The 17275-nt window shown below is 67.2% G+C and carries 15 protein-coding genes, 3 tRNA genes and 1 pseudogene; 10 read left to right on the plus strand and 9 right to left on the minus strand.

Annotation, left to right across the window (positions count from 1 at the left end; all coding sequences use genetic code 11):
- The first annotated feature begins 22 nt into the window (after positions 1-22).
- The 3 genes from ACHZD8_RS01290 to ACHZD8_RS01300 all read left to right on the plus strand — a co-directional run bounded on the left by ACHZD8_RS01290 (position 23) and on the right by ACHZD8_RS01300 (position 330).
- Positions 23-94 (plus strand) — tRNA-Gly (locus ACHZD8_RS01290).
- Positions 95-147: 53 nt separating this feature from the next.
- A tRNA-Cys gene (locus ACHZD8_RS01295) sits at positions 148-218 on the plus strand.
- 40 nt (positions 219-258) lie between these two features.
- Positions 259-330: transfer RNA gene (locus ACHZD8_RS01300), tRNA-Val, on the plus strand.
- 220 nt (positions 331-550) lie between these two features.
- Here the strand turns inward: ACHZD8_RS01300 and ACHZD8_RS01305 are convergent.
- Positions 551-1519 (minus strand): hypothetical protein, encoded by a 969-nt coding sequence (locus tag ACHZD8_RS01305; protein WP_394768295.1) that lies wholly within the window; start codon positions 1517-1519, stop codon positions 551-553.
- A 182-nt stretch (positions 1520-1701) separates the two neighbouring features.
- Between ACHZD8_RS01305 and ACHZD8_RS01310 the strand changes: the two genes are divergently transcribed.
- Together ACHZD8_RS01310 and ACHZD8_RS01315 are read left to right on the plus strand one after the other, a co-directional pair.
- A complete protein-coding gene (locus tag ACHZD8_RS01310) occupies positions 1702-1998 on the plus strand; it encodes a putative quinol monooxygenase (protein ID WP_394768296.1) in 297 nt (98 codons plus the stop codon).
- 45 nt (positions 1999-2043) lie between these two features.
- Complete coding sequence (locus ACHZD8_RS01315; RefSeq protein ID WP_394768297.1) at positions 2044-2373, plus strand: hypothetical protein; 330 nt, start codon at positions 2044-2046, stop codon at positions 2371-2373.
- Here ACHZD8_RS01315 and ACHZD8_RS01320 read toward each other — a convergent pair.
- The 7 genes from ACHZD8_RS01320 to ACHZD8_RS01350 form a co-directional block, all read right to left on the minus strand.
- Complete coding sequence (locus tag ACHZD8_RS01320) at positions 2370-3320, minus strand: NADP-dependent oxidoreductase (RefSeq protein WP_394768298.1); 951 nt, start codon at positions 3318-3320, stop codon at positions 2370-2372. The two genes, ACHZD8_RS01315 and ACHZD8_RS01320, sit on opposite strands and share 4 nt — an antisense overlap.
- A 10-nt stretch (positions 3321-3330) precedes the next feature.
- The gene (locus tag ACHZD8_RS01325) at positions 3331-4548 is read right to left on the minus strand and encodes an ABC transporter permease (RefSeq protein WP_394768299.1); all 1218 of its coding nucleotides are present in this window, start codon (positions 4546-4548) and stop codon (positions 3331-3333) included.
- Positions 4549-4550: 2 nt separating this feature from the next.
- Positions 4551-5477, minus strand: coding sequence for an ABC transporter ATP-binding protein (locus tag ACHZD8_RS01330; RefSeq protein ID WP_394768300.1), 927 nt, complete (start codon positions 5475-5477; stop codon positions 4551-4553).
- A gap of 46 nt (positions 5478-5523) precedes the next feature.
- A complete protein-coding gene (locus ACHZD8_RS01335) occupies positions 5524-7050 on the minus strand; it encodes a glycosyltransferase family 39 protein (RefSeq protein WP_394768302.1) in 1527 nt (508 codons plus the stop codon).
- 77 nt (positions 7051-7127) lie between these two features.
- Entirely contained in the window at positions 7128-8144 is a 1017-nt protein-coding gene (locus ACHZD8_RS01340; protein WP_394768303.1) for a sensor histidine kinase, read from the minus strand.
- Positions 8141-8818, minus strand: coding sequence for a response regulator transcription factor (locus ACHZD8_RS01345; RefSeq protein ID WP_394768309.1), 678 nt, complete (start codon positions 8816-8818; stop codon positions 8141-8143). Before ACHZD8_RS01345 ends, ACHZD8_RS01340 begins: the two co-directional genes overlap by 4 nt.
- A 51-nt stretch (positions 8819-8869) precedes the next feature.
- Positions 8870-11401, minus strand: coding sequence for a CDP-glycerol glycerophosphotransferase family protein (locus tag ACHZD8_RS01350; protein ID WP_394768304.1), 2532 nt, complete (start codon positions 11399-11401; stop codon positions 8870-8872).
- A 183-nt stretch (positions 11402-11584) separates the two neighbouring features.
- On the opposite strand from ACHZD8_RS01350, the gene ACHZD8_RS01355 reads away from it, so the two are divergent.
- The gene (locus ACHZD8_RS01355; protein ID WP_394768305.1) at positions 11585-11710 is read left to right on the plus strand and encodes a hypothetical protein; all 126 of its coding nucleotides are present in this window, start codon (positions 11585-11587) and stop codon (positions 11708-11710) included.
- Here ACHZD8_RS01355 and ACHZD8_RS01360 read toward each other — a convergent pair.
- On the minus strand, positions 11707-11889 hold the full coding sequence (locus ACHZD8_RS01360) for a YegP family protein (protein ID WP_394768307.1): 183 nt from the start codon (positions 11887-11889) through the stop codon (positions 11707-11709). The genes ACHZD8_RS01355 and ACHZD8_RS01360 overlap by 4 nt on opposite strands.
- Before the next feature lie 193 nt (positions 11890-12082).
- On the opposite strand from ACHZD8_RS01360, the gene ACHZD8_RS01365 reads away from it, so the two are divergent.
- The 4 genes and pseudogenes from ACHZD8_RS01365 to ACHZD8_RS01380 form a co-directional block, all read left to right on the plus strand.
- Entirely contained in the window at positions 12083-13942 is a 1860-nt protein-coding gene (locus ACHZD8_RS01365; RefSeq protein ID WP_394768308.1) for a glycosyltransferase family 2 protein, read from the plus strand.
- Between the two features lie 95 nt (positions 13943-14037).
- Positions 14038-16035 (plus strand): threonine--tRNA ligase, encoded by a 1998-nt coding sequence (thrS, locus tag ACHZD8_RS01370; protein WP_394768311.1) that lies wholly within the window; start codon positions 14038-14040, stop codon positions 16033-16035.
- Between the two features lie 77 nt (positions 16036-16112).
- Positions 16113-16670, plus strand: a complete 558-nt coding sequence (locus tag ACHZD8_RS01375; protein WP_394768312.1) for an HIT family protein — start codon at positions 16113-16115, stop codon at positions 16668-16670.
- A 108-nt stretch (positions 16671-16778) separates the two neighbouring features.
- A pseudogene (locus ACHZD8_RS01380) lies at positions 16779-17275 on the plus strand (pyridoxal 5'-phosphate synthase lyase subunit PdxS); the annotation flags it as partial.

Below are 17275 nucleotides of genomic sequence, written 5' to 3' on the forward strand. Positions count from 1 at the left end.
CGCACGCAGAAATGCGGGCAGTGCGGATGTGGCGCAGTGGTAGCGCATCACCTTGCCAAGGTGAGGGTCGCGAGTTCGAATCTCGTCATCCGCTCGAAGATATCCAGTTATGGGTAGATAACAAAAGCAGTTCAGGACGATAGACATGGTGGCGTGGCCGAGAGGCGAGGCAGCGGCCTGCAAAGCCGTCCACACGGGTTCAAATCCCGTCGCCACCTCGGAGATAGACCGCACGGAATAGAATAGAAAAAGAAGCTTGAGCGATTGGCGCAGCGGTAGCGCGCTTCCCTGACACGGAAGAGGTCGCTGGTTCGATCCCAGTATCGCTCACAAGGAAACCCCCGGTTTTTGCCGGGGGTTTTTCCGTTAACGCAGGCATCCGTCAACAAGTTGAGTGCATCTCGATGAATACGGGCGCATACTGGGGTAAGCAGGGAACCGATGCCAGCTGTAGCACCGCCGACTCGCCGTCTGAAAGCCTTCGGGTAAGGGCTAGACGAGTTGCCGGTTGGCGGCGCTGCAGTCCCCGGCACGAACCTGCCGCTCGGACCTACGCCTCGGCGTGCACCGCTCGCTGGCTGCGCCAGGCCCGGCGGAATCCGTCGACGATGTCGAGAATAGCGACGAGCACCACCACGAATTCGAAGGCCGCTGAGACGATCCGCACGACGTCCGCAGGCATCGCCATCATGTCCAGGAACGCCCGGTTGAAGACCTGGTCGGTCGCGAGAAGCCAGACGGCCGGCACGGCGAAGACGAGATTGAGGGCCACATTCGCCCAGGCCAGCCCCCAGGTCCAGTGTCCGATCGCGTACGAGACCGCGACGAAGACGATCTCGAGCACGGCGACGGCGATGAACCAGGGCAGCCAGAAGGTCCACAGCGCCGGGTCGAGCATCGCGGACCTCTCGCCGCCCGCGGTGCGCACCACCCAGATGTTGCCCTGCCAGACGATCAGGCCGATGAAGAGCAGGTAGCCGAGAACGCCCGCGATCGTGGAGCCGATCCCGATCTTCTCGGCCGTCGGCACCTTCGGTAGCAGGGCGGGCTTCCAGAGCGTGGCCCGGTCGCGCCGCTCCGGCGCGGTGCGTTCGATCACGGCGAAGGCGAGTGTCGTCCAAAAAGCCACCTGCACCGCGACGGAGAAGGCCGCACTGAGGGCGGTGCCCAAGGCTTCGAGAGGGTTGCTCCGCACGATCAGCTGGGCGAGCATCAGGGCGAAGAACACGGCGGGTGCCGCGACCGAGACAACGACGATCAGTACCCTCCGATAGTCGAAGAAGTAGGCGGGGCCGATGAGATAGGTCAGCCTCCCGACGTACTCGGCGGCGCGCCTGTCCGGGTCGCCCAGCTCCGTGATGGCGTCGAGTTCGGCCGTCTCTGAGGTGGTGCCCCCGGCGACCTTCGCCGCGATCGCGTCGTCGACGGAGGCCCGCACCCGGGTCTCGGCCTCGGCGCGCCTGGCGCGGGGAACGGCCCGGGCGACGGCCCAGACATAGCGGTCGGTGAGGGTCGCCATCGGTGCTCTCCCTGCCTTGTGATCGCGCGAGTCGTCGCGTGGATCACACCGTATTCGCGCCGGCCGGCCGACGCAGGGCCTTTGTGCCTGACGAGTGCCGACGGCGCGTTCCTAGACTCGAGCTACGGCCGGTGTGCGGCAGAGCCCGAAGTCACCGCGTCGATATCACTGAGGAGATCGAAATGGCATTGAAATTCGGAGTGTTGGCGCTTGTCGAGGCCAAGCCCGGCAAGGAGCAGGACGTATGGGAGTTTGTGAGCGGCGCCCGCGAGATAGTGATGAATGAGCCGGAGACGAAGACCTGGTACGGCTTCCACGTGAACGAGAACACCTTCGGGATCTTCGACACGTTTGAGACGGAAGAAGGCAGGCAGGCCCACCTGGGCGGGGCGATTCCCGCCGCGCTCGGCGAGCACGGCCCGGAGCTGCTCGCGAAGGATCCGGACATCAGGCTCGTCGAGGTCATTGCCGTCAAGTAACCTGAGGTTCTGCAGGGCCGGCTGCTCCGAACGACGAGGAGCAAGGTGGCCGAGTGGCATCCGGTGCGCATGGCCGTGCCGGTGGAGTGGATCGTGCGGTACCCGGCGCAGGTCGCGCCCATCGGTGTCGTACGCCGACTCGAGTTCGGGCTGCGGCCCGACGTCTGGTTTCGAGCAGTCACCTGGGACAAGACATCAGAGCGGCGGCACCTGATCGGCTATTTCCTGCGCCAGGAGGATGCCGTGGCCGCCGTCTGGGCGACCTTCCTGGCGGCGTCCACGGAGCAGCACCAAGTGGCGTCCCGGCGGGGTCACGAAGGCGCGCGGTCGGCCCCACCGACGCACTCCGTACCGCAGCACGTTGAACGGGATTAGGCCCCCGGCAGGAGCACGATCTTGCCGCGAACGTGACCCGACTCGCTCTCGCGTTGTGCCTCCGCCGCCGCGCTCAGCGGCAGCCGGCGGGAGATCTCGATCTCGAACTCGCCTCGGCGAACGAGTTCGGCCACCGCGTCGATGGCCTCACGGCGCAGCGCCTGCTCGTGAGCGGTGAGCGGCACCGGGCTTCCGCCGGACCAGGCCCGGATGCCCAACTCGGCGGCCCTCGCCCCGAGAACGATGGTTCCGATTCGGTTGTGGTCGGCGACGAGCGCGAGCGAGGTCTCGATCGCCTCGGGGGTGCCGGCGGCATCCAGGGCGACGTCGATGCCCTGCGGGGCGACGGCCCGCACCCGATCGACGAGCCCCGGCCCGTACGCGACGGGGATCGCCCCCAGTTCGACCAGCCTGGCGTGGTTGGGTTCACTGGCGGTGGCGACGACGGTGGCTCCCCACGCGCGGGCGAACTGCACGGCTGCCTGCCCGACGGCACCGGAACCGCCGTGGATGAGGAGAGTGTCGCCCCGGGTGACGCCCAGCGAGGTGAGAACCTGGAGCGCGGTGCCGGCCGGAACACCGATGGCGGCCGCCTGCTCCCAGGACAGCCCCTTCGGCTTGACGACGAGCTGGCTCGGAAGGGCGACCACGTGGCTGGCGTATGCGCCATCCGCACCGCGAACGATCACCTCGTCCCCCACCGACCAGCCGTCCACCCGCGCACCGGTCTGCACGATGACTCCCGCGGCATCCGACCCGACCCGCCTGGGACCGGTCAGGGGAGTGCTCGACCGAAGTCCGGAGCGCAGCTTCGAGTCGATCGGGTTCACCCCGGCCGCCCGGACCTCGACGACGACCCCGCCGACGGGCGCCGACGGGGTCGGAACCTCGACCACCTCGAGCACCTCGGGCCCGCCGAAGCGGGAATACTGCACGATGACTGCCATGGTATCGAGCCTACGACCGGGCGAACGCGGTCTTGAGCGAGACCTTCTTGGAGTACTCGATGGATCCGTAGCGGAAGAGCCGCACGGCGAGGCGGAGCACGATGATGCCGAGGGCGAACTGCTCCACGATCACGATGGTCGCCTCGAGCGGGCTCAGGGAACCGAATCCGTTCCGCAGCATGGCGGTGACGGGCGCGCTGTATGGAAAGTAGGTGAACAACTGCACGATGAAGGCGTGCGGGTCGGACACCACGAGCGTCACGGCGTAGAACGGCACGAAGATGAGAGCCATCATGATGCCGAAGACCTGCCCGGCCTCCTTCGCCGTGGGCATGATCGCTCCGACCGCCACGAGGGTGCCGGTGAAGAGCGTGAAGCCGCCGGCGAGCAGCAATGCGCCCACGACCATCTGCCACGGATTGATGTTGAGGGAAGAGAGGTCGAACTCCGGCAGGCTCAGGGCGGTGCGAAAGAACACGTAACCGATGATGATCGGCAGGGTGAACACGATCATCTGCACGATTCCCACGATGAAGAGGGAGATCACCTTGCCCACCACGAGGGTGGTCGGGTTGAGGGTGGTGAGGATCATCTCGCTCACCCGGTCTTCCTTCTCCTCGAGGGTCGACGTGAGCATCTGGTTGCCGAGCAGCAGGATCACGATGTAGAAGATCGCCAGGAAGAGCAGGGGCGGGATGACGCCGCCGATTCCGCCCGCCTCCACGCCGTCCTTGTAGGTGGTCGACTCGACGGGGACGCTTCCCTGGGCGAGGGTCGAGAGCTTCGCGTCGCCGATCTTCGTCTCGGCGCTCGCCACGAGGAGGGCGGTGGCCACGGACGAGTACTTGCCGTTCTGGAAGATCCCCTCGTCGACGCCGTACACCTTTGTGGTCTGCTTCGTGGGGTCGGCCGGGTAGGCGAAGTAGGCGTCGAGTGCCCCGGACTTGACGTCGGCGATCGCGGCCGTCGGGTCCGCCGCCGGAGTTCCGCCGAACGAGGCGACGATGGCCGGGTCGATGTAGCCGGAGGCGTCACTGTAGCTGAAGGTGAACTTGGCGTTCTTCTGCGAGTTCACGCTCTTGTCGGTGGCCGTGTTCGACAGCACGACGAGGGCGATCACGATTCCGAAGATCACGGGCACGATGAGCGTGGAGATCCAGAATCGGCGCTTGGTGAGGTTGCGTGTCACCTCGAAGGAGACGACGGTGCCGAGATTGTGCCGTGCCATGACTATGCCCCCACCAGTTCGTTCTCGTCGCCGTAGACCTTGACGAAGATGTCGTCGAGGCTCAGCCGGGTGGTGGTGAAGCTGCGCACGAGCACGCCGGCCTCGACCAGTTCGCGCAGGATCACGGCCTCGTCCACCTTGCCGATCACGGTGAGCTCGGCGTAGTTGCGGTCTCGCAGGCTCGCCTCGTAGTGCGGCGAGTCCGGGATCTCGCCGGAGTAGGTGAGCCTGATCATGGTTCCCCCGTACTGATCCTGCACGTCGGGGATGCTGCCGTACGCCTCGGCCCGCCCGTCCTTGAGCAGGATCACCCGGTCGCACAGTCGCTCCACCTCTTCCATCTGGTGGGTCACCATGAGCACGGTGGCGCCCGCCTTCTTCTGGTCGTCGATGATGTCCATGAGCAGGCGGCGGTTGACGGGATCGAAGCCCTTCGTCGGTTCGTCGAGGATGAGGAGCTCCGGGTCGTTCATGATCGTCACGCCGAGTTGCACCTTCTGCTGCTCGCCGCCGGAGAGTTTGTCGAGCCTGAGCTTGGCCTTGTCCGGCAGGGACACCCGCTCGAGGTAGCGGTGCGACCAGGCGGCGGCGTCGTGCTTGCTCAGTCCCTTGAGGCGGCCGAAGTAGGTCATCACGTCGATCACGGACTCCTTGTTGTAGAGTCCTCGCTCCTCGGGAAGGTAGCCCAGCCGATCGCCGTTCTCCGGGGAGAACGGCTGGCCGTTGATGTGCAGGATGCCCCCGGTGGGCTGGTAGATGCCGAGCAGCGCACGAATGGTCGTGGTCTTGCCCGATCCGTTCGAGCCGAGGAAGCCGAAGGTCTCTCCCCGGTGGATGTCGAACGAGAGGTCTTTGACGACCGTCGTGCTGCCGAAGTCCATTCGAAAGTTCTGGATGTGGACGAGGGGCTCGGCGGCGGCTTGTTCCATGTCTACGACACTAACCTCGGCAGGTGGCGGGACGAGGTGACAAAAGTCACGTGCCTGAGGTCGGCTGCCGGCTGAAGAGGAATATGACACTGCGGTGGGTGCGGTACTCGGCGGTGCGCGCGAATCCCAGTGCGGCCAGAGTGTCGATGCCGTACGCGTCGACGTGGGTCGGCGTGGCGTATTCGACGAGCCAGAGCCTGTCGACGGCGGCGAGTCGGCCGAGACTCGCCGTCTTCGCGAGGCTGTAGACGCGATCCGGCCAGGAGGTGTTGCGATAGTACGGGGCCTCCAGCATCACGTCGTGGAGACCCGCGAACCCGGCGGGGTAGGTGCGCAGTGCGAGCCGGGGTCTGCGGGAGGGCCGCACGCTCTCGTCGAAGGCCACCGCGTCTCCGGCCCGCGCCCGAACGCCGAGGGTCGCGCTGATCGCAGACCAGTCGCTGTCGTTCTTGGAGTACGGCCCGCGTTGAGCGAGGTACGCGGGAGTCGCGAGAGCCACCACGGCCACGGTGGAGGCGGCGATCGCCCAGCCACGGCGGGAAGCCAGCCTATCCACTCCGCAGGCGATCAGCAGCGCGGCGGCCGGCGCGCAGTACGAGAGGTAGCGGGCGGTGAAGTCGGCGACGAAGAACTGGCTGGTCACGAGGGTCAGCGACGGCACGAACAGCCAGGTCGCCGCGACGAGTTCCAGGCTCGGCGGGCGGGGAGCACGCAGGCCCGTGAGATCTCGCCGGCGGATTCGGGCCACGAGCGGCGTGGCGAGGGCCACGAGGATGAGCAGCCAGGCGATCACGGCGAACTCCACGCTGCCGAACCAGAGGCTCACGGTGAGGGTGCCGAAGCTCACCTCGGTGCGGGAGGCGAGGTACGCGATCTGTCGACGCTCGTCGATCGCCCAGAAGACGAGGGGAGAAACGGCGAGCAGCGCCGCGGCGCACGCGATCGTCCAGCGCGTCAGGACGGCCCGTCCCGCCCGTGACGCCGCGAGCACGATTGCGTGGGCCAGCACCAGGAGGCCGACGTAGAGGAACAGGTATACCCCGGCGGCGAGGAGCGTCCCGTAGGCGACCCAGAGCCAGACGGGCGGGCTCTGCCGCCGCATGAGCTCGACCAGCAGGTAGGTGAGCCACGCCGCGATCGCTGCGCTCGCGGCGTACGACCTGGCCTCCTCGCCCATGTAGGTCACGCGCGGGAGCAGGCAGCAGATGATCCCCGCGGCGACCGCGACGCGGGGCGAGCGAAGACGCGCCGCGATCAGCGTGACCGCCGCGACCGCGAGGCCGACGGCGACAGCGCTGGGCAGCCGCAGGGCGAAGGGTGTCGTGCCGGCGAGGCGGATCCAGCCATGGAGGAGCAGGTAGTAGGCGCCGTGGACGGCATCGACGTGGCCGAGCATGACGAAGAGGCTCGGGAGGGGTCTTTGGGCCGAGAGCAGACTCGCTGCCTCGTCGCCCCACAGCGACGGGATCCAGGAACCGGCGGCGGAGACCAGGGCGGCAGCCGTCCCGAGGGCGGCAACCAGCCAGCCGAAGCCCCGCGGTAACCGTACCGTGCCGGTCGAACCGTGATCCATCCGTGCCTCTCGTTCCGAGGAAATCCCGCCAGACATTCTTGGTGACCTCTGGCCAAGAATCGCCTAAGAATCGAGGGTCAGCCCCGTTCGCTCGCTCGGGGGACGGTGAGAACGACGACGGTGCCGTTCGTAGAGGTCTCCTTGACCGCGACGGTTCCGCCGTGGCTCACTGCGATGTCGCGCACGAGCGCCAGACCGATGCCGAATCCCGTTCGAGTCGTTCCGCCGCCGCCCGTGGCGTCGCCCGACTTGGCGAAACGGTCGAAGACGCGGTCGGGCGAGATGCCCCGGATGCCCGGACCCTGGTCCTTCACCTCGAGGGTGACCCGGTTCTTGGTTCCGCGCAAGGCCACCGTTACCACCGAGCCGTCGGGGGAGTAACGCAGCGCATTGTCGAGCAGGGCGACGAGGCAACGGTGAGCACTCACCGCGGGCAGGGGAGTGAAGAGGGCGCCCGGCGCATCGAGTTCGATGCTCACGTTGCGGTCCTGTCCGACCACACGCATCGACTCCACGGCGAGCTCGGCGATCGCCGTGAGATTCTCGGGACCGGTGTCGCTTCCGCGGCTGCTCGCCGCCTCGGCCGCCTCGAGCAGATCGTTGACCACATCCATGAGCGACCTCGCGTCCCGACGCAGCTCGGCGACGACGGGCGACGACGGGTCGTCGCGGTCGAGGGAGCGCTGAAGCACCTGCAGGCGGGCGTCGAGCACCGTCAGCGGGGTGCGCAACTCATGGCTGGCGTCAGCGATGAACGCCCGCTGGATGCGGAGGGCGTCCCCGAGGGGGCGCACGGCGCGTCTGGCGATGATCCAGCTGAGCACGCCGGCCAGCACGACGCCGACGGCACCCAGCACGATGGCGAGGAGGAGGACGTCGTCTGCGCTGATGTCGATGTTGTTCTGGTCTGGCACCGGCTCGAAGAGCTCGCGGGGTTTGACCCGGGAGAGCACGAAGAGAAAGACCGCGCCGATGGCCGCGAACACCACGATCGCGGTGGCGAACGTGATCTGCCAGCCGACTCGCCGGGAGGCACTGCGCACGGCATCGGCGTCACTGTCGGCAAGCCGCTCCTGTGCCTCTCGGCGGCTCACAGCTCGCCCAGCCGGTAGCCCTGGCCTCGAACCGTCGTGACGATGGCCACGTCGGTCTTGCGCCGGAGATAGTGCACGTAGGTGTCCACCGTGCCCGGGTTGTCGTCGCTGCCGAAGACCGCGCGCAGGATCTGGTGGCGGCTGAAGGTGCGTTGCGGATGCTCCGCGAGCAATTGCAGAAGCGCGGACTCGCGGGACGTCAGCAGGATCCTCCCGTCGTACGGTGAATAGATGGCCCGACTCTCCGGATAGAACTCCCACTGGCCGATCGAGATCACCGTGCCCTCGCCGGTGAACACCCGACGAAGGGCCCGGAGCCGCGCGAAGAGCTCGTCGAACTCGAACGGCTTCACGAGGTAGTCGTTCGCCCCGGCGTCGAGGCCCCTCACCTTGTCGCCGATGGTGCCGAGCGCGGTGAGGATGAGCATCGGGGTGGTCACCCTCTTGCCGCGAAGCGTCTCGATCACGCCGAGGCCGTCGAGGGACGGCAGTCGCCGGTCCACGATCATCACGTCGAAGTCGGAGCCGAGGGCCACCTCTACGCCGAGCAGGCCGTCCGCGACCAGCGTGACGTCGTAGGCATCCGCGAGCACCTGGGCGATCAACGGTCCGAGCCGCGGGTCGTCCTCGATAAGCAGCAGCCGGGGTCTCGCTTCTTGCGCGATCTTCGCCATCACGGTCTCCGCATCAGCCAATTCGGATCGAGGCACGAGCCTCAGCACAGGCTAGCGCTGCGCGGCCCTTCTCGTGACGGGCGCCCCGGTCGCGCGGTAGAACTCCTCGACCGCCGCCCGGTTGTAGCTGCCGATGTCGATCGTCGCGCCCGGGACCTCGCCGCGCAGATAGTCGGACATCCCCACGGCGAGGGCGTCGTCGTCCATGGCCACGACGTGCACCGAGCCGTTCGGGAGGGCGTCCCGCACCGAGGCGAAGTCCACCGACACGACCGGCAGGCCGAGGATTGCCGCCTCGAGGATCACCATAGGCTGCCCCTCGTAGTTGCTCGAGAGCACGAAGCAGTCTGCGGCCGCCATGATCGGAAACGGGTTGCTGTATGGACCCGTCACCCAGGCTGCTCCGCGCAGGCCGAGGTGGTCGATCTGCCGTTCGAGGTGGTGGTGCAACGGCCCGTAGCCCACGAGAAGCAGCCGAGCCAGCGGATGGGCCGCGTGAACTATCGCAAAAGCCCGAAGCAGCCGGTCCTGGTTCTTCTCGGTCGAGTAGCGCCCCACGGTGATGAACCACGTGGTGCCGTCGTCGGCCAGGAGGCCGTCCACCCACTCCGGAACCAGGATCTCCTCGGTCTCCGCATCGTGCGGGAAGTCCGCGAGCGTCCTGAGGTCCTGCTCCGCTCCGCGGAGTACGTGCTCCGCGTCGAGGAGGTTGCGCGCCGAGGTGAACTTCTTCTCGTCGATGCCGAAGGATGCGAGGTGCTTTCGGTTGACGTCGCTGAGGCTCGCCGAGACGGAGACCAACGAGTCGAACTCGCGATACAGGTCGAACACGGCCGGGAGCGAGTGCTGCATGCGCTTGCGCCCCCTGATCACCCGATGAGTCTCCGCCGCCATGTCGTTGTGCAGCCAGATCGACCGCCGGGCCTTCGGTGCGTGCAGCAGCAGAGTCGCCCAGAAGCTGGTGTAGCCGCTGAAGTCGGCCACGATGTCGAACCTGCTGTCGCCGAAGCAGCGCATCCACTCGTCGTCCCACCGCCTGGCCTGGCCGGTGGTCGACCGGTGCACTGCGGTGCGGAGACGCTCGGCGATCCGGCGCCTGAGGTGCAGGATCTTGCTGCCGTTCATGCCGCCCAGCCGTGGGAACTGCCGCACCCGCGGGTCGATGCGCGCCTGGTTCTCGCGCTGCTGCTCTCCGCGCGGCCTGGCGAAGACCGCGGAGACGTCGAACCTCTCGTGATCGATCGCGCCGAGAAGGTTGAGGGCCGATGTGGTGATCCCATTGGAGCGCATTCCCCCAAGGTGCAGCAGGATCGAGGTGCGTGGGTTCTTCTCGATGCTCGTGAGGTTGTAGCCGTCGTGGCGACCACGGAAGACGATGTCCACGACGCGGTGCGAGGCGTTGCCATCGTCGTGCGAGGTGAATCGTTCCCGCCAGGCCTCGTACGGGTCGGGTAGTCCGGCACGGCCGGCGTCTTCGCTGGCGAGCTCGTCGATCGCCACGGCGACCTCGTCCGGAGTCGAACAGAGCGGGCCCGGCCAGTCGGCGGGCGGGTAATAGGTACCGCGGGTGCTCGAGTAGTCGGTCATGTCCGGCGTGTAGAAGACGATCGGTCGGCCGGTGGCCAGAAAGTCGAAGAAGATCGACGAGTAGTCGGTGATGAGGAACCCGCTGAGCCCGAGCACGACGTTGGTGGGGATCTCGTTAGACACGAGAATCCGGCGCAGCCGCGGGTCGTTGCGAGCGAACTGGTGCACGACCTGGTGGGTCTTGAGCAGCACGATGTAACGGTCGTCGCCGAGGCGGGCCTGAAGATCGGCCACGAAGTCGACGAGTTCCTGCACGTCGTCGGCGGGGGAGGAGAACGAGTCGCCCTTCCAGGTCGGGGCGAACAGCACAATGCTTCGATTGCCGATGTCGATGCCGTCGGAGGCGAGCCGAGCCCGCCCGGCGAGGAACTGGTCCTGATTGAGAACCTGACGGTCGAGACGCGGATAGCCCTCCTCGATGATCGTTCCCCGGTACAGCCCCTTGAGCCGGTAGGCCCCGGCGTACATCCGGTCGGCCATGAAGGAGTTCTGGGCGAGCAGGAAGTCCGCCTGCACAAAGTTGCGCAGGGTGTTTGCCGAATCGAATGCCCCGTTGGGCATGTCGTAGCCCATCTTCTTCAGGGGCGTCCCGTGCCAGGTGTTCAGGTAGACCTGACCCTTGCGTTTGCTGAACTCGGGCGGGAAGGTCGCATTGTTGATGAGGTAGTGGCTCGTGGAGAGGGCCTTGAAATACGCGGCCGATCGGTATTGGACAAAGGTCACCCGGTCGTTGCCCGCGAACTCGTGTCGGACTCGCCGGTGCCGGTCTGTGCCGTCGAGCACCCAGATGTGCCTCAGGTGACCCTGGTCGGCGGCCTGGAGCAGTTCGCGGAAGATCGCCTCGGGATTGCAGAGCGCCCCATTGCCCGCGAAAGACTCGTAGAGCACCGTTCCCCGGAGGATGGGGCGTGATCTCCAGAACGCGACGGTCTCAAATCGCAGGGCCCGGGCGGCCCGGCGCACCCATCGTGAGGCCCGTCGCACGGAAAAACTCATCGAGCGCTCCTCAGGTCGTGGACGACAGGGTTGCCGCCCCTGAATTTTTTCGTTCAGACGCTAAGAAATCTCTAAGAAGTCTCCCACGAAGTCGTGATTCTTAGTCATTTCTTTGTGGACGTGTCGGAGCATGGGATCTCGACCGTATCCACGAGCCGGAACGGTACTGAGGGAGGTGTGCACATGAACTGGATCACCGAGACCGCGGTCTCCCTGCTCGTGGTCGGCCTCGTAGCGATCGTCGGCTGGGGCGCCGTCGTGCTGCTCTCAGAGGCGGGCGATCGGCTCGAGCTCGACGTTAACGACTAGGCGGTCTGGTCGTCGACGGTGGCGGTCGGGGCGTTCTTCTGCACCGACGCGATCCCGTTGAGTGCGCTCGCCTTGGAGGCGTAGCTCTCCGACACCGCGATGACCTCACCGTTGCCGGCCTTCAGTCGAAAGCGGAAGCCCCCGGACTTGTCCTTGTAGAGCTCGAACTTGCCTGCCATTTCAACTCCCTTGTCGACCCGATGTGGCGCGATTGCGCGGCCCCAGAGTATCGGCACCCACCATCCGGCGACTAGGGTCAAATGGCCTTGCCGACCGCCGAATCGCGGCCCGTGGTCCCTCCCCGAAGAGGTGACACCCTACTGGGGACTTGCCGTCGTGGATCCGAGGCGGCGACCATGGAGCATGGCGTTGGTGGGTGGGGAACCTTCGGTCACGGGCGCCGGGTTTGCCGCGCTCCTGCTCGATTCCGGGCTGATCACGAATGATCAGCTGGCGATTGCGCGCGCCGCGAAGTCGAAGACGGGGGATCACCTCGACGAGGTTCTCGTCAACCTGGGCATGGTCGACTCCACCGCTCTGCTCAAGGTGATGGCGAGGGCCTGGAAGGTTGCGCCGCTCGACCTGACCAGCACCAGGATCGATCGGGATCTCGTGCGCCAGTGGCCGGCCGAGCAGTACCTTCGCGAGAACTGGGTTCCCGTGCGCGACCAGTCCAACGGGAGCGTGCTGGTGGCAACGGCGCGGGAGCCGGATGCCGCGAGGTCCGCGACGATAGCGAGCGTGCTCGAGAGCCCGGTGGAGTTCGTCGCCGCCACCTCGTGGGACATCCGGAGCGCCGTCAAGCGCAGCTTCAAGGCGGAGATACCGGCGCACGGGTCGACCGACCGGTGGCGCACGAATCCCTCCCTGTCGGCCCGCGTCGTGGTGTCGAATGGCCAGGTGGTGGGCGGAATCCTCTTCGGGTTGGCGCTGTTCTGCCTGGCCCTGGTCGCCCCGTCGGCCGTGGTCGCCGCCGTCGTTGCGACCGCGAGCGCGGCGTTCCTCGCCGCCTCGACGTTCGTGCTCGTGATGGCGGTCCGTGGTGAACGGCCCGGCGCGCCGCTCGCGCCGGACGCGCCAGCGGACCGGATTGTCGACGACCTGCTTCCGCACTACACCGTGCTGGTTCCGGTGTTCCGCCAGGCGGCCGCCGTGCCGCAGATGATCGCGACCCTGTCCCGCCTCGACTACCCGGCCGATCGACTCGAGGTGCTCATTCTGGTGGAGGAGGAGGACCGTGCCACGAGGGACTCCATCATCGCGGCCGGGCCGCCGCCGCGCTTTCGGATCGTCACCGTGCCCGCGGGGGCTCCCGAGACGAGGCCGCGCGCGTGCAACGTCGGGCTCTTCGTCGCCCGGGGAGAATTCCTGGTCGTCTACGGTGCCGACCACGTGCCGGCTCCCGACCAGTTGAGGAGGGCCGTCGCGGCCTTCGCTCACGGCGAGGCAGACCTCGCCTGCGTCCAGGCGTCGATCAGGTACCCGAACGCGAGCGAGAACGCCCTCACCAGGATGGTCGCACTCGAACGGTCGTCCTGGGCTGATCGGGTGCTTCCGGCCCTCGGCCGCTCGCACTTCGCCGTGCCCGCGGGGGGAGCCTCCGAGCACTTTCGCACCGCGGCGCTCATCGAACTCGGCGGCTGGGATCCGTACAACGTGTCGGAAGACGTGGATCTGGGCGTGCGGATGAGCGCGATGGGTCACCGCCTCGGGCACGTGGCGTCGACGACCGAGGAGCCGGCCGCGGCCACGGTTCCCGCCTTCATCCGCCAGCGCAGCCGCTGGACGAAGGGGTACCTGCAGACGGCGCTCGTTCACTCCCGGAGGCCGCTGGCCCTGATCGACCAGCTCGGGTTCCCGCGCTTCGCCGGCACGGCGCTTTTCGTGGCCGTCACGCCGGTGGCGGTGCTCATGGTGATCCCCTTCTACCTGTTGGTGGTCGCCGCCGTCGTGCTGCCCGCCGACCTGATCGATTCGGTGCTGCCCGCCTGGGCGCTCGTCGGCGGAATCGCGGCGTTCGCGCTGGGGATGACCGAGATGATCGTGGTCTCCGCGTTCGGCCCGGTGCGACGAGGCGACTTCGCGTCGGCGGCGCTCGCGCTGCTCGCGCCGATCCACTGGATCCTGCACTCCGTGGCGGCGTACAAGGGCCTCGGCCAGCTGTTCACGCGCCCGCACTACTGGGAGAAGACAGACAGCGAACCGCGCCTCTCGGGAGTCGCCGGGGCCTAGCGTCGGCTGCCCTTCGCGCCGGGCGCCCGCCGGTGCGACGCTACAGTTGTAGACACCAACCCTGCGTCGTAAGGAGCACCCCCGTCGTGTCAAAATTGCCCGCCGGCCACGAGACCAACCTCGAGTCGATCACCGCGGCGGAGACGACGACCGGGTTCGAGCTGTTCCCGGACCGCGCCGTCGTCGCCGTGCGGATCAACGGAGACCTTCGAGACATGGCGGCGGAGATTCGCGCGGGGGAGACGGCGGCACCGGTGCTGATCTCGTCCCCCGACGGCCTGAACATCCTGAGGCACTCGGCGGCGCACGTCGCCGCCCAGGCGATGCAGTCGATCAACCCCGCGGCCAGGCTCGGCATCGGGCCGCCGATCACCGACGGCTTCTACTACGACTTCGACGTCGAGACCCCCCTCACCCCGGAGGATCTGAAGGCGGTCGACAAGGCGATGGAGCGCATCATCAAGGCCGGCCAGCGCTTCGTGCGCCGCGTCGTGACCGAGGACGAGGCGCGCGCGGAACTCGCGGACGAGCCGTACAAGCTCGAGCTCATCGGCCTCAAGGGCGGCGCGGACGAGACGGCGGACAACGAGTCCGTGGAGATCGGCGGCGCCGAGCTCACGATCTACGACAACGTCGACCCGCGCACCGGCGAGACCGTGTGGAAGGACCTCTGCCGCGGCCCGCACCTGCCGAACACCCGCCTGATCGGCAACGGCTACGCGATCACCCGCAGCGCCGCCGCCTACTGGCGGGGGTCGGAGAAGAACAAGCAGCTCCAGCGTGTCTACGGCACGGCCTGGCCGACCAAGGACGAGCTGCGGGCCTACCAGGCGCGCCAGGAGGAGGCCGCCAAGCGCGACCACCGCAAACTCGGTGCCGAGCTCGACCTGTTCTCCTTTCCGGATGAGATCGGCTCGGGCCTGGCGGTCTTCCATCCGAAGGGCGGCATCATCCGCCGCGAGATGGAGAACTACTCGCGGATCCGCCACGAGGCGGAGGGCTACGACTTCGTCTACACCCCGCACATCACCAAGTCGAACCTGTTCGAGACCTCCGGCCACCTCGGCTGGTACAAGGACGGCATGTTCCCGCCGATGCACCTCGACGAGGCGCGCAACGAGGAGGGCGAGATCACCCGGCAGGGTGCCGACTACTACCTCAAGCCCATGAACTGCCCGTTTCACATCCTCGTCTACCGGTCGAGCGGGCGGTCCTACCGCGACCTTCCGCTGCGGTTCTTCGAGTTCGGCACTGTCTACCGGAACGAGAAGTCCGGCGTGATCCACGGGCTCACCCGCGTGCGTGGCCTCACCATGGACGACGCCCACATCTTCACCTCGAAGGAGAAGATGAAGGAGGAGCTCACCAGCACCCTCACCTTCGTGCTCGACCTGCTGCGCGACTACGGACTCACCGACTTCTACCTGGAGCTCTCCACCAAGGATCCCGACAAGTACGTCGGTGACGACGACGTCTGGGAGGAGGCGACGGCCACCCTCGCCGAGGTCGCCCGCGAATCCGGCCTCGAGCTGGTGCCGGACCCGGGTGGAGCGGCCTTCTACGGACCGAAGATCTCGGTGCAGGCCCGCGACGCGATCGGCCGCACCTGGCAGATGTCCACGGTGCAGCTGGACTTCAACCTTCCGGAGCGATTCGAGCTCGAGTACACCGCGGCGGACGGCTCGCGACAGCGCCCCGTCATGATCCACCGCGCCCTGTTCGGCTCGATCGAACGGTTCTTCGGCGTGCTCACCGAGCACTACGCCGGGGCGTTCCCGGTCTGGCTGTCTCCCGTGCAGGCGGTCGGCATCCCGGTCGCCGACGAATACGGACCATATCTGGACGACGTGATCGCCCAGCTGAAGGCCGCCGGTGTGCGCGCCGAGGTCGACCACTCGAACGATCGGATGCCGAAGAAGATCCGCAACTGGACCAAGGCCAAGGTGCCGTACCAGCTCATCGCCGGGGAAGGGGACCGCGCGGCCGGAGCGGTGAGCTTCCGCTACCGCGACGGCAGCCAGGACAACGGGGTGCCGGTGGCCGAGGCGATCGCGAGGATCACGGCGGCCATCGCCGGAAAGGTACAGGTCTGAGCGTGGCGGGGGAACCCACGAACGAGCCCGGCCGGGCCGACGCCGCCTACGGGGCCGCCGACTTCGAGGGAGTCGAGATCGAATCCTCGAACGACTTCGCCGCCGTGCCCGACGCCTTCCAGCGACTGTGGACGCCCCACCGCCTCGTCTACATCGAGAACGGGCAGCAGCCGCAGAAGCACGAGTGCCCGTTCTGCATCGTGCCGTCGATGACCGACGAGAAGGCCCTCATCGTGGCCAGGGGCGAACACTGCTACGTGCTGCTCAACCTCTTCCCCTACAACTCCGGCCACTTGCTCGTGTGCCCGTACCGGCACGTGGCCACCTACGACGAGGCGACGGCCGAGGAGGTCGCCGAGATGGCGAGCCTCACCCAGACGGCAATGCGCGTGCTCACCGCGGTGTCGAACTGCGACGGCTTCAACATCGGGATGAACCAGGGCCGCATCGCCGGTGCCGGCATCGCCGAGCATCTTCACCAGCACATAGTTCCGCGCTGGGCGCTCGACTCCAACTTCTTTCCGATCATCGCCGGCACCAAGGCGATCCCGAGGCTCCTCGGCGAGGTTCGGGCGGATGTCGCGGCCGGCTGGCCCGCGTCGGCGCCGCGTGAGGCGCCCTCCGCTTCGTCCTAGAATGGTTAGGCCTCGCGACGCACCGAGGCATCAGAGAGGCGACAAGTGAACGACAGCGAAACCACCGAAACCCTGGGTTCGAGCCGCGTTAAGCGTGGGCTCGCGGAGATGCTCAAGGGCGGTGTCATCATGGACGTCGTGACCGCCGCGCAGGCGAGGATCGCGGAGGACGCCGGGGCCGTCGCGGTCATGGCGCTCGAGCGCGTTCCGGCCGACATCCGTTCCCAGGGTGGCGTCGCGCGCATGAGCGACCCCGACCTGATCGAGTCGATCATCGCGGAGGTCTCCATCCCCGTCATGGCGAAGGCGCGCATCGGCCACTTCGTCGAGGCGCAGATCCTGCAGACCCTAAAGGTGGACTACATCGACGAGTCCGAGGTGCTGTCCCCGGCCGACTACGTGAACCACATCGACAAGTGGCCATTCACCGTGCCCTTCGTCTGTGGTGCGACCAACCTCGGCGAGGCGCTGCGTCGCATCAACGAGGGGGCGGCGATGATCCGCTCCAAGGGCGAAGCCGGCACCGGCGATGTCTCCGAGGCGACCAAGCACATCCGCACCATCCTCGGCGAGATCCGCGCCCTGACGGCGAAGTCGAAGAACGA

Source organism: Lacisediminihabitans sp. (assembly GCF_043726815.1).
In the GTDB taxonomy this organism is placed as follows: domain Bacteria; phylum Actinomycetota; class Actinomycetes; order Actinomycetales; family Microbacteriaceae; genus Lacisediminihabitans.